This window comes from Enterobacter sp. WP_7_1, from assembly GCF_003688535.1.
GTDB lineage: Bacteria > Pseudomonadota > Gammaproteobacteria > Enterobacterales > Enterobacteriaceae > Enterobacter > Enterobacter asburiae.
Genome location: NZ_REFK01000002.1, coordinates 325,913 through 338,837 on the forward strand (window position 1 = coordinate 325,913; position 12,925 = coordinate 338,837).

Sequence of the window (12,925 nt, forward strand, 5' to 3'; positions counted from 1 at the left end):
GCCTTTTCGTTTTTTCACCCTCTCCCCGTGGGAGAGGGACGGGGTGAGGGCATCAGGCCGCACACCCGTCCGGGATCAATCCTTGTCCGTTGCGCTCAGCGTAACGGAGGAGAGATAGTTCAGCAGGGCAATATCGTTGTCCACGCCCAGCTTCATCATCGCTGATTTCTTCTGGCTGCTGATGGTTTTAATGCTGCGGTTCAGCTTCTTGGCAATCTCGGTCACCAGAAAACCTTCTGCGAACAGGCGCAGAACTTCACTTTCTTTCGGGGACAGGCGTTTGTCACCGTAGCCACCCGCGCTGATTTTTTCCAGCAGACGAGAGACGCTCTCAGGCGTGAACTTCTTGCCTTTCTGCAGCGCAGCGAGCGCTTTTGGCAGATCGGTCGGGGCGCCCTGTTTCAGCACTATCCCTTCGATGTCCAGATCCAACACCGCGCTCAGGATCGCCGGGTTGTTGTTCATGGTCAGAACAATGATCGAGATATCCGGGAAGTGACGTTTAATGTATTTGATGAGCGTGATCCCATCACCGTATTTGTCTCCAGGCATGGAGAGATCGGTAATGAGCACGTGTGCATCAAGCTTTGGGAGGTTATTGATCAGTGCTGTAGAGTCTTCAAATTCACCGACTACATTCACCCACTCGATCTGTTCAAGTGATTTGCGAATACCGAACAGTACAATCGGATGGTCATCGGCAATAATTACGTTCATATTGTTCATGTATAAGGCTACCTTGCTACAGCAAGCTTTTGACGTAGGCGTCAATGTCGCTGATGTATTTTTCAATGCCAGAGGCATCTTTCTCACGAATTAGATGTTCCAGCGTTTCACATAACTGCTTGCCGGGAACCAGATTAAGCATGGCAAACACCCCTTTAAGCCGGTGTGCTGTCTGTGCCAGCGCTGCAAAATCATTCGCAGCGGACTCAGTATACAACCGCTTAACATCATCTGGTACTGTATCAACAAAGAGTGAATAGTATCCGCTGGCGTGAAGCTCGGCATTTTCATTGCCGCCTAACGGTGACTCCGTTATCTCTTCCTGCGCCAGCTGCTCTTCTATTAGTTGTAGTACAGCTTCCTGCATCGCATTGCTTATATTAAAGTTGACGCGCAGCTGGCCAGGGCCGATTTTCCGCACGCCTGACTCATCATCGCTTAAAAGCAAGCCGGAGGCAGTAAGATTAGACGGATTATCAGTTAAAAACAGATCAAATTCTTGACTTGCAAGTCTTTCATCCGGGGTGATGCAGGCTGCTCCCCAGTTTTCTAACTGACGAACGACAATATTGCGGATCTCGTTCGAGGTCACATCGACCATCACCACGACGTCATCCAGCAGACGTTCTTCATCTTCTTCCTGCGGATTGGCCGCCATTTTCACATGCAGAGAATAGCGGGTGCCGAGGGATTCACGGGCTTTGATATTCAGGTGGCCGCCGAGCTTACGCGCCAGTTGATCGCACAGCCAGAAGGTCAGAGCATTGGCCTTGCCGTAGCGATCGCTCTGCGTGTCATTCAGGAACGGGAAGTGCAGATTATCAATTTCACTTGTTGTGACGCCTTCCCCGGTGTCCAGGATGCGGAACGTCAGACGGTCTTCTGCTGACTCCTCGGTGCTGACTTCAAGGGTGATCTTGCCGATCTGCGTGGTGGTCACTGCGTACTGAATAATCATCAGCAGAATGCGGCGCAGCGCTTCGCGATCGCCGTGGCGTTCGTCATTCGCAGGGAGATTGTTATTGATCAGCAGCTGCAGCCCTTTGCGCTTAATGACGGGCAGCACTTCCGGCACCACTTCATCGATCAGGTCCTGAATGGAGAAGAGGGCTGGCGTTCCCTTCCAGAAATCATTCTCCAGCATGTTTGCCAGCTGGATCTCATCAACCATTCTGACCAGCGAATCGGCCTGGCAGGCAAGCTGGTGGCTTTCAGAGGTGTTTAACGCCGCCGCCTGGGTCGCCAGCGTTTTTAACGGCTGCTTGAAGGCATCGCCAATGTTCTGCATAAATGCGGCGCGCCCCTGCTGGTTTTTCTCATACAGCCTTTGCGCCTGCTTGAGTTTTTTATTGACCAGCACTTCGCGATCCTGGTCGCGAATAATGAAGATTTGCGTGCGGGGAGCCACCTGGCTGCGGAACTGACGGATCTCGTACAGTTCATTGTTGATGGTGGCCTGAATCACCCCCTGGTGTTGATCCGCCATGGTGGTGATGTTCTGCAGGTTAAGATGCGGCAGCAGATGGTCGGCAATTTTGTTGCTCATCACCGTACGATTCGCCTCCTGGTCGTGAACCAAGACCCCAAGCGGCAGCACGGAAACAATCTCTTCATTCAATGCACGCAATACGCGCAGCTCATTGCTGGTGCCGGCCGGAACCGCAGAGGCGTCGCTCTGACGCCCCGTCTGGAAACGGAAGGTGCTATAGCCAAACAGCGCCAGCGCCAGCAGACCGATATTCAGCAGCAGAGGCAGCAGGATATTTTGCAGCGTGTCGAGCAACAGCGTGCCAAACGGCACCTGCCACACCAGACGCATGCCGGTCGAGTTCAGCGATGAGGCAATTTCGATTTTCGAGCCGTTAAAGGAGATCGATACGCTCTCTGCGGCCTCTTTGTCGGACGCCGCACGCATGTTTTGGGTGCTGCTGTCTGGCTCCAGGCGGAAGCTGTCGAGCGGCATATCCGGCGGGATTAAATCATTAATCGGTAAATCAAAGGCCACCACCGTCGCCAGATGTCCTGGCTGGTTGAACGTGGTGCGCAGAGTAAAGTAATGGCCGTTTTGCCATGCCAGACGACGCAGGGAAGAGAAGCTCTCTCGTTCATCAAGGGCGTTCGCCTGCTGCAGCATCTCTGCCCGGCGGGAATCGACGATGCTGCCCACGGTTGTCTCTTTAAACCCGGATGAGAGATCTTTTAACGGCAGCGTTGAGATCAGGATCATGCTGTTGTCCTGACCGTTCAGATAGTACATCGACCACGGTACCGTTTCGGCCCCCCAGAGGGTATCCAGATAGGTCGAAATACGCTGCGTCATCTCAAGCGTCGCGCTGTCGTGAGAGCCAAAGATAAGGGCCTCGGTCTTACGCTGCGGTTTTTCGAGATAATAGACATCCTGCTTAAGCCGCGTCTCCTGAAGTCCATCTCCGGACGAGGAGGTCGGGGCTGCCGCGATATTGTCGTAAATCTGCCAGGTGGCGTAGCGCCAGGTATCTATGCGCTTGTGCACGGCGTGGGTGATATCCACGACCTGATAGCTCTTATCCTTCAGCCAGGCGTTAACCGCGCTTTGTACCATCACCCCCATGGTGACTAACAGCACAACGATCAAAAGAAGAAAGAAACGGGTGATGCTCCCGGGGAGAAGGGAGAATTTGCTCGGGGCGGTAGTTTCAGTCTGACTCATTGATATCTTTAACCCGTTATGGTCGTGCTCTGTGGCGATAGGGCAGTATAAAGGGTAATAACTGAATTTCCAGCGCGACTGTCCGGGATGAGGCGACTTTTTCACGGGACAATATCGGCGGTGATGCATGCAGTAAACATGTACAAACTCGCCATACGCGTACAAATAATCAGCCCGCGCAGTCAAAGAATAGCACGAATTAACAAGAAATTAAGTTTTGTACCAATGGATGGATTTCGAAAGATACCCGACGTGAATTTAGTTAATAGTCGTTACAATTACGGTGCGGTAGCACAAAAAAAGAGAAGTTACGTAAAGAAAGGTAAAAAAAAACCGAATGCGGAGCATCCGGTTCAATTAGGGATAAACAGACATTCAAAACTGAATGACGGTAATAAATAAAGTTAATGATGATAGCGAGAGTTATTTTAGAGATTAGGCGAGATCTTGTTTTGTCATTCAGTGCTGTAACGGATTTTATTGTAACTCATTGATATTTATATGGTGAATTTCCTGTTTGATTATAAGTGCTAATTTTCTAAGCTATTTGTGCTTTGTAAAAGTTCCTTGATATTTACATTTTGAAACATGTTGATGGTTAAATGAAACATCTTCAAAGTTTTCGTATCATATTCGCATTGGATTATTCTGTAATTTTGCGGAGAATGAAATTGCCGACTGGTTAATGAGGGTTAACCAGTAAGCAGTGGCAATTATAAGGCATATAACAGAGGGTTAATAAAATGAAAGTTAAAGTACTGTCCCTCCTGGTACCAGCACTCCTGGTAACAGGCGCAGCAAATGCGGCCGAAATTTATAACAAAGATGGCAACAAATTAGATCTGTACGGTAAAGTCGATGGTCTGCACTATTTCTCTGACGACAAGAGTGCCGACGGCGACCAGACCTACATGCGTCTTGGCTTCAAAGGCGAAACTCAGGTTAACGATCAGCTGACCGGTTACGGCCAGTGGGAATACCAGATCCAGGGTAACACCTCTGAAAGTGACAACCAGGCCTGGACGCGTGTGGCGTTCGCGGGTCTGAAATTCGCTGACGCGGGTTCTTTCGATTACGGTCGTAACTATGGCGTAATCTACGACGTAACCTCCTGGACCGACGTTCTGCCAGAATTTGGCGGCGATACCTACGGCGCAGACAACTTCCTGCAGTCCCGTGCTAACGGCGTGGCGACCTACCGTAACCAGGACTTCTTTGGTCTGGTGGATGGCCTGAACTTTGCCCTGCAGTATCAGGGTAAAAACGGCAGCGTAAGCGGTGAAAACGACACCGGTCGTAGCCTGCTGAAACAGAACGGCGACGGCTACGGTGCATCCGTGACCTATAACCTGGGTGAAGGCTTCAGCATCGGTGGTGCAATGTCTTCTTCCAAACGTACCGCTGACCAGAACAACACCGCTAACCTGGCGCTGAAGGGCGAAGGCGATCGTGCTGAAGTCTATTCTGGTGGTCTGAAATACGACGCCAACAACATCTACCTTGCGGCGCAATACTCCCAGACCTACAACGCAACGCGTTTCGGCAACTCTCAGAGCAGCAGTGACATTTACGGCTTCGCTAACAAAGCGCAGAACTTCGAAGTGGTTGCTCAGTACCAGTTCGACTTCGGCCTGCGTCCATCCGTGGCTTACCTGCAGTCTAAAGGGAAAGACATCGAAGGTTACGGCGATCAGGATCTGCTGAAATATGTTGATGTTGGTGCGACTTACTACTTCAACAAAAACATGTCCACCTACGTGGATTACAAAATCAACCTGGTTGATGAAAATGAATTCACCCGTCAGGCGGGTATCGGTACTGACGATATCGTCGCGCTGGGCCTGGTTTACCAGTTCTAATCGCTTCACCGTGTGACGTAAGGGGCCTGATGGCCCCTTTTTTGTGCCTCTCAGATTCTCACAACTCACCCGTTTTGGTGTACTCTTGCCGCCCTGGCATGAGGATGATAATGAATGGACATGACTTTTTTACGCGCCAGCTTTCTGGCTATGCTTTTTTTCCTGACCGCGTGTAACGATCCCACCCCCGTGGCGAAAGCCGACGCACCCGCCGCGACGGTGCTCGAAGGCAAAACGATGGGGACCTTCTGGCGCGTCAGCGTGATGAACCTCGATAAAACACGCACAGATGAACTTCGCGGCAAAATCCAGTCGCAGCTGGACGCCGACGATCAGCTGCTGTCGACCTATAAAAATGACTCGGCGCTGATGCGCTTTAACCTCTCCACCAGCACCTCCCTGTGGCCGGTGAGCGAGGCGATGGCCGATATCGTGACCGAATCTATACGCGTGGGTTATAAAACCAACGGCGCGATGGATGTGACCGTCGGACCGCTGGTAAACCTCTGGGGATTTGGCCCTAACAAACAGCCGGTGACCACGCCCGAACAGGCGGCCATTGATGACGCCCGCGCCCGGACAGGGCTGCAGCATCTGACGGTGATCAATCAGTACGGACAACAGTACCTCCAAAAGGATATCCCCGATCTGTTTGTCGATCTGTCGACGGTTGGGGAAGGCTATGCGGCGGATCATCTTGCAGCGCTGATGGCCCAGGAAGGCATTTCCCGCTATCTGGTCTCCGTGGGCGGCGCGTTAGTCAGCCGGGGGATGAACGCCAGCGATAAGCCGTGGCGCGTAGCGATTCAAAAGCCGACCGATCGGCAAAATGCCGTGCAGGCGATAGTAGATATCAACGGACATGGGATCAGTACCTCCGGAAGCTACCGTAACTATTACGAGCTTGACGGGAAGCGTATTTCACATGTTATCGATCCGCAGACCGGCCGTCCCATCACGCATAACCTGGTCTCGGTGACGGTCATTGCCCCAACCGCGCTGGAAGCGGATGCCTGGGATACTGGCTTAATGGTTCTCGGCCCGGAAAAAGCCAAAGAGGTGGTCCGTCAGGAAGGGCTGGCGGTTTATATGATCACCAAAGAGGGCGACGGGTTTAAAACCTGGAGCTCGCCGCAGTTCAACAGCTTCCTGGTGCGCGACAAAAATTAAAAAGCAAGGTTGCGGGTTTTTTATCAGTGGCACTCAGGCAGGCTCTATGTATGCTTACAAGAGGAGCCGATAATGAGAAACTCAACCTTTATTACCGATGAGGATCGCTGGCAGGCCGTGCTGGCCCGCGATCCGCTCGCTGACGAACAGTTTGTCTTCGCCGTGCAGACGACGGGTATTTTCTGCCGCCCGTCATGCCGCGCCCGCCACGCGCTGCGTAAAAACGTCCGCTTTTATCCCGATGCCCACCGTGCCGCTCAGGCAGGGTTTCGCCCGTGCAAGCGCTGCATGCCGGACAAACGCGATCCGCAGGCGCAGAAGCTGGCAAAAGTGGAACACGCCTGCCGTCTTCTGGAGCAGGAACCCACGCTAACCCTGGAGGGGCTGGCGCAGCAGGTTGCCATGAGTCCTTTCCATTTCCACCGTCTGTTTAAGTCCGTGACCGGCATGACGCCAAAAGCCTGGCAGCAGGCGGCGCGAGGCCAGCGCCTGCGCACCGCGCTTGCACAGGGAGACAAAGTTACCGACGCCGTGCTGGCGGCGGGGTTTCCCGACAGCAGCAGCTATTATCGCAAAGCCAACGATGCGCTGGGCATGACGGCCAGGCAGTACCGCAAAGGGGATGTGGCGGTGCGTTATGCCATTAGCGACTGTTCGTTAGGACGCTGTCTGGTTGCAGAAAGCGAGCGGGGGATCTGCGCGATCCTGCTGGGTGACAGCGATGCGGAATTAGCCGAAGAGCTTGCCGCGCATTTTCCAAAAGCAGCGTATGCGCCGCTGGAAGAGGATTTCGCGCGGCGGGTCCAGCAGGTGATTGCCAGTATTGATAACCGCGATGTACCGCTTGCGCTGCCGCTGGATATTCGCGGAACCGCGTTCCAGCAGCGCGTCTGGCAGGCCCTTCTCAACATTCCCTGCGGCGAAACGGCAAGTTACCAGCAGGTGGCGCAGGCGATTGGTCAACCCAATGCGGTACGCGCCGTTGCCGGAGCCTGTGCGGCAAACACGCTGGCGATTGTGATCCCCTGTCATCGCGTGGTTCGTAACGACGGCGCGCTGTCGGGTTACCGTTGGGGGACGGCGCGAAAAGCGCGATTACTGAAACGTGAGGCGAAACGCCAGGAGGGATAATGCTCGATCTTTTTGCGGATGCTGAACCCTGGCAGGAGCCGCTTGCGCCGGGGGCGGTGATCCTACGCCGCTTTGCAACCTCCCGTGCGGCGGCACTGCTTGCCGGTATCGACGAGGTGACGGCGGTTTCGCCGTTTCGCCATATGGTGACGCCGGGCGGCTATACCATGTCGGTGGCCATGGCCAACTGCGGCGAACGGGGCTGGGCGACGAACGAGCGGGGCTATCTTTATGCCCCGAACGATCCCGCTACCGGCCAGCCGTGGCCCCCGATGCCTGCTGTTTTTCAGGCGCTCTGCCACGAGGCCGCCGTAGCAGCTGAGTATCCTGACTTTCGGCCGGATGCCTGCCTGATTAACCGCTACGCCGTCGGCGCGAAGCTCTCGCTGCACCAGGACAAGGATGAACCCGATCTGCGCGCGCCTATCGTCTCGGTATCGTTAGGTCTGCCTGCCGTCTTCCAGTTTGGGGGATTGCGCCGCAACGACCCGCTCAAGCGCATCATGCTGGAACATGGCGATGTGGTGGTGTGGGGCAGGGCGTCGCGGCTTTACTATCACGGCATTCAGCCGCTGAAGCCCGGGGTTCACCCGCTCACGGGCGAGTACCGTTATAACCTGACCTTCCGTCAGGCGGGGTACAGTAAACTAAAATAAGAATTATTCTTGATGTCCGCGCAGGGCAGTTTACACTGCTGGCTGATTTTTATTGTCCGGATTGCCTGCATGCAACTACTTCTCCTTGTCTGGCGTCAGTATCGCTGGCCCTTCATCGCAGTAATGGCGTTAAGCCTCGCCAGCGCCGCGCTGGGTATTGGCCTGATCGCGTTTATTAACGTGCGGTTGATTGAAATGGTCGACACCTCGCTCTCCGTATTGCCGGAGTTTCTCGGCCTGCTGCTTCTGTTGATGGCGGTTACGCTCGGTTCCCAGCTGGCGCTGACCGCGCTCGGCCACCATTTCGTTTTTCGTCTGCGCAGTGAGTTTATCAAGCGGATCCTGGACACCCAGATAGAGCGCGTTGAGCAGCTCGGCAGCGCTTCCCTGCTGGCGGGGCTGACCAGCGACGTGCGCGCCATTACCATTGCGTTCGTTCGTCTGCCGGAGCTGGTGCAGGGGATCATTCTGACCTTTGGCTCGGCCGCTTATCTCGCCTGGCTCTCCAGCAAAATGCTGGCGGTGACCGCGCTGTGGATTGTCATTACCATCTGGGGCGGCTTTATGCTGGTGTCGCGCGTCTACAAACACATGGCGGTGCTGCGCGAAACCGAAGATAAGCTCTATAACGATTACCAGACGGTACTGGAAGGACGCAAAGAGCTCACCCTGAACCGCGAGCGCGCCGAGCATATCTTTAATCATCTCTATATCCCGGACGCGCGCGAGTACCGCCATCATATTATTCGCGCCGATACCTTCCACCTGAGCGCGGTGAACTGGTCAAACATTATGATGCTGGGTGCCATTGGCCTGGTATTCTGGATGGCAAACGGCCTGGGCTGGGCGGACACCAACGTCGCGGCAACCTACTCGCTGACGCTGCTGTTTTTGCGCACGCCGCTGCTCTCAGCGGTCGGTGCGTTGCCCACCCTGCTGAGTGCGCAGGTGGCATTTAATAAGCTCAAAAAATTCGATCTCGCGCCGTTTAAAGCCGAATTCCCGCGCCCGCAGGCCTTCCCGAACTGGCAGACGCTGGAGCTGCGTAACGTCACGTTCCGCTATCAGGACAGCGCCTTCTCCGTGGGGCCGGTCAACCTGACGATCCGGCGCGGTGAACTGCTGTTCCTCATCGGCGGCAACGGCAGCGGTAAATCTACGCTGGCGATGTTGCTGACCGGACTCTATCAGCCGCAGTCGGGCGAGATTTTGCTGGACGGCAAGGCGCTGAGCGCGGAGAAGCCCGAGGATTACCGCAAGCTTTTCTCGGCGGTGTTTACCGACGTCTGGCTGTTCGATCGGCTGCTGGGGCCGGAAGGGCAACAGGCCAATCCTGCGCTGGTGGAAAAATGGCTGGCGCAGCTGCAGATGTCGCACAAGCTGGAGTTACAGGATGGGAAGATCCTCAATCTGAAGCTTTCCAAAGGGCAGAAAAAGCGCGTGGCGCTGCTGCTGGCGCTGGCGGAAGAGCGTGACATCATCCTGCTGGACGAGTGGGCGGCCGATCAGGACCCGCATTTCCGCCGCGAGTTTTATCAGGTGCTGCTGCCGCTGATGCAGGAGATGGGCAAAACCATTTTCGCCATCAGCCATGACGATCACTACTTCATACATGCTGACCGCCTGCTGGAGATGCGCGACGGCAAGCTGAGCGAGCTGACCGGTGAAGAGCGCGATGCGGCATCGCGTGACGCGGTAGCGCGTACGGCCTGATGCCCTCACCCTAACCCTCTCCCACAGGGAGAGGGGATAGATCGTGGCCGTAATGACGCTTTTTTCTCCATCCCGTCCCGTTGTTTATTCTTATTTACATATCCCCGCGCTATGCTTAACCCCAACTCATTTAATGGATTTATGATTGATGTCGGTATTAAAGAAAAACAGCGCCAGACAGCGTGACCAGGAGCGCGCGCGACTCATCTGGCTTCTCACGACCGATAAAGCGGTCACTTCTACGCTATTAGGCAAACTCACCCTGGCTGAGCAATATGATGTCGGCACCCTGGCCGACGATATTGCTGAGGTAGGTGCGCTGGTTGCTCATTTACCCCCGCCGGATCTGGCTGATACCCTTGAAGCGCTTCCCTCAGAAGAACGTCACGCCCTGTGGCGTCTGGTGCAGGATCACGAGCGCGGGCAGGTGCTGCTTGAGGCCTCCGAAAACGTCTGGGACGACCTGATCGACGAGATGAGCGACCGGGATATTCTCGACGCGGTGCAAACCCTGGATATCGACGAGCAGATTTACCTCGTTCAGCACCTGCCGCGAAACCTGACCGGTCGCCTGCTGGCGTCGCTGCCTGCGGAGGAGCGGGCGCGCGTGCGTCAGGTGATGCACTACGAGAAAAACAGCGTCGGCGCGATCATGGAGTTCGGCGTTATCACGGTGCGACCGGACGTGACGCTCGGCACCGTGCAGCGCTATCTGCGTCGCCTGGGCAAAATGCCGGATAACACCGATAAGCTGTTTGTCACCTCCCGGGATAAAACCCTGCTCGGCGAGCTGGAGCTGAAAACCATCCTGCTCAACAGCACCCAGCGGAAGGTGAGCGAGGTGATGGAAAACGAGCCGATGGTCTTCTCCCCGGAAGACGACGCTGAGAAAGCGGCGCGCACCTTCGAACGTGACGATCTGGTGAGTGCCGCCGTCGTGGATTCCGTCGGCAAACTGATGGGGCGTCTGACCATCGATGAGATCGTTGATGTGGTCTATGAAGAAACCGACAACGACCTGCGCGCGCTCGGCGGGATCAGCGCCGAAGATGACGTCCATGCCTCCGTCGGCAAGGCGGTGAAAACGCGCTGGGCGTGGCTGGCCATTAACCTGTGTACCGCGTTTATCGCCTCCCGGGTGATTGACGGGTTTGAACACACCATTTCTCAGCTGGTGGCGCTGGCCTCGCTGATGCCGATTGTCGCAGGGATTGGTGGTAACACCGGAAACCAGACTATAACCATGATCGTCCGCGCCCTTGCGCTGGAAAATATTCAGCCAGGTAACTTTTCGTGGCTCATTTTTAGAGAGATGGGCGTCGCGCTAATTAACGGCCTGGTGTGGGGCGGGATTATGGGCGGCATCACCTGGTGGCTGTACGACGATATTGCCCTGGGCGGCGTGATGATGCTGGCGATGGTGCTGAACCTGCTGGTAGCGTCGATAATGGGCGTGATTATTCCGCTGACGATGACCAAACTGGGGCGCGACCCCGCGGTGGGGTCGAGCGTGATGATCACCGCCATCACCGATACCGGCGGTTTCTTTATTTTTCTTGGGCTGGCGACGGTTTTTCTTCTTTAAGCCGACGCTTAATACGGGCGGGGAGGAGTGCCATGACGATAATCCCGCCCAGCACGCCAATCGCCAGATTGCCGGTTGATACCGTGGCGGCTACGGTGACCAGCATGACGACCGTTTCTGCAATCGGGGCCGTTTTCACCGTGGCTGGCTGAAGGCTGTGCCAGCTGAAGGTTTTGACGGCGACAATCGCCATAATACCCGCCAGCACCGCCATCGGGATTTTGGCCATCACGTCGCTGAGTGCCGTCACCAGGATCAGCAGCACAATGCCCGCCGCAATCGTTGAAATGCGGCTTCGACCTTTCCCCATCTCCACGTTGACGATGGTTTGTCCGATCATCGCGCAGCCTGCAATCCCGCCATAAAATCCGGCCAGAATATTGCCGACGCCTAATCCAATGCTTTCGCGGCGTTTACCTGACGGTGTCGCAGTCAGCTCATCCACCAGCTTTGCCGTCAGCAGGGATTCCAGCAGGCCGACAAAGGCGATGCTCAGCGCGCACGGCCAGATAATGCTCAGCGTCTGCACATTGAGCGGGACCAACAGCTCGGTAAGACCCGGCAAACCGCCGCTCATGGAGCCTTCATCGCCCACGGTCGGCAGGATTTGACCGGTTGAAACGGTGAACACGGTAAGCACAACAATCGCAATCAGCGGGGAAGGGATGCTTTTGATATAGCGCGGCACCCACAGCACGATCAGCAGCGTCAGCACGAACAGGCCCACAATCAGCGGGCTTCTGCTCCAGAAATGCGGCACCTGTGCGAAGAAGATCAAAATACCCAGGGCGTTAACAAACCCGGTCATGACCGACTGGGGAATAAAGCGCATCAGCCTTGCCATGCCAAGTACGCCAAACAGAATCTGCATCACGCCCGCCATCAGCACGGCGGGAAGAATGTACTGTACGCCGTGCTGATGCACCATCGGTCCAATAACCAGCGCCACGGAGCCGGCCGCTGCCGTGACCATCGCCGGGCGACCACCGAGTACCGACAGGGCAAGACACAGCACCACGGAGGCGATCAGGCTGACCTTCGGGTCAACGCCCGCCACCACCGAAAATGAGATAACCTCGGGGATCAGCGCCAGGGCGGTAATCACGCCTGCCAGCGTTTCACGCGTCAGCTGCTTAGGGGAACGCAGCACGTTGGCTACGCGGTCTTCGGGGGATACGGCAGAATGGGGTAAGGACATAACAGTTCGCTGGTTAGGGCAGGCTTCCGTGCGCGCGATCGCAAAACGCAACATACTAGCCAGTAAAACCGTGCTTTACCAGACGCATCGATAATTCCTCACAAACAATCCATCATTAAATTTCACAATTACAATAATTTCGTAACCTTTAAACAATATTTAAAAGTTGTTACCGTGCCCCCGCAGCTTTTTTCACCT

The 12,925-nt window shown here is 55.4% G+C and carries 9 protein-coding genes; 6 read left to right on the forward strand and 3 right to left on the reverse strand.

The window, feature by feature from the left end:
• Positions 1 to 75 precede the first annotated feature (75 nt).
• Both rcsB and rcsD read right to left on the reverse strand, forming a co-directional pair.
• Complete coding sequence (gene rcsB, locus BJ885_RS10895) at positions 76 to 726, reverse strand: response regulator transcription factor RcsB (protein WP_003859405.1); 651 nt, start codon at positions 724 to 726, stop codon at positions 76 to 78.
• 16 nt (positions 727 to 742) lie between these two features.
• Positions 743 to 3,415 (reverse strand): phosphotransferase RcsD, encoded by a 2,673-nt coding sequence (gene rcsD / locus BJ885_RS10900; protein WP_058841535.1) that lies wholly within the window; start codon positions 3,413 to 3,415, stop codon positions 743 to 745.
• Positions 3,416 to 4,158: 743 nt separating this feature from the next.
• On the opposite strand from rcsD, the gene BJ885_RS10910 reads away from it, so the two are divergent.
• From BJ885_RS10910 to mgtE, 6 genes are all read left to right on the forward strand, one after another.
• Positions 4,159 to 5,274, forward strand: a complete 1,116-nt coding sequence (locus tag BJ885_RS10910; RefSeq protein ID WP_121931922.1) for a porin OmpC — start codon at positions 4,159 to 4,161, stop codon at positions 5,272 to 5,274.
• A 114-nt stretch (positions 5,275 to 5,388) separates the two neighbouring features.
• A complete protein-coding gene (apbE, locus tag BJ885_RS10915) occupies positions 5,389 to 6,444 on the forward strand; it encodes an FAD:protein FMN transferase ApbE (protein ID WP_121931923.1) in 1,056 nt (351 codons plus the stop codon).
• A 72-nt stretch (positions 6,445 to 6,516) separates the two neighbouring features.
• Entirely contained in the window at positions 6,517 to 7,575 is a 1,059-nt protein-coding gene (gene ada, locus BJ885_RS10920) for a bifunctional DNA-binding transcriptional regulator/O6-methylguanine-DNA methyltransferase Ada (RefSeq protein WP_121931924.1), read from the forward strand.
• The gene (gene alkB, locus BJ885_RS10925; protein WP_121931925.1) at positions 7,575 to 8,231 is read left to right on the forward strand and encodes a DNA oxidative demethylase AlkB; all 657 of its coding nucleotides are present in this window, start codon (positions 7,575 to 7,577) and stop codon (positions 8,229 to 8,231) included. The genes ada and alkB overlap by 1 nt, the downstream gene beginning before the upstream one ends.
• 69 nt (positions 8,232 to 8,300) lie before the next feature.
• Positions 8,301 to 9,944, forward strand: a complete 1,644-nt coding sequence (locus BJ885_RS10930) for a multidrug ABC transporter permease/ATP-binding protein (RefSeq protein WP_029740912.1) — start codon at positions 8,301 to 8,303, stop codon at positions 9,942 to 9,944.
• Between the two features lie 148 nt (positions 9,945 to 10,092).
• Positions 10,093 to 11,529 carry a magnesium transporter gene (gene mgtE, locus BJ885_RS10935; RefSeq protein ID WP_029742061.1) on the forward strand — a complete coding sequence of 479 codons (1,437 nt, stop codon included), beginning with the start codon at positions 10,093 to 10,095 and terminating at the stop codon, positions 11,527 to 11,529.
• On the opposite strand, the gene BJ885_RS10940 is transcribed toward mgtE, so the two are convergent.
• Positions 11,492 to 12,781 (reverse strand): SulP family inorganic anion transporter, encoded by a 1,290-nt coding sequence (locus BJ885_RS10940; RefSeq protein ID WP_121931926.1) that lies wholly within the window; start codon positions 12,779 to 12,781, stop codon positions 11,492 to 11,494. The genes mgtE and BJ885_RS10940 overlap by 38 nt on opposite strands.
• Between the last annotated feature and the right edge of the window lie 144 nt (positions 12,782 to 12,925).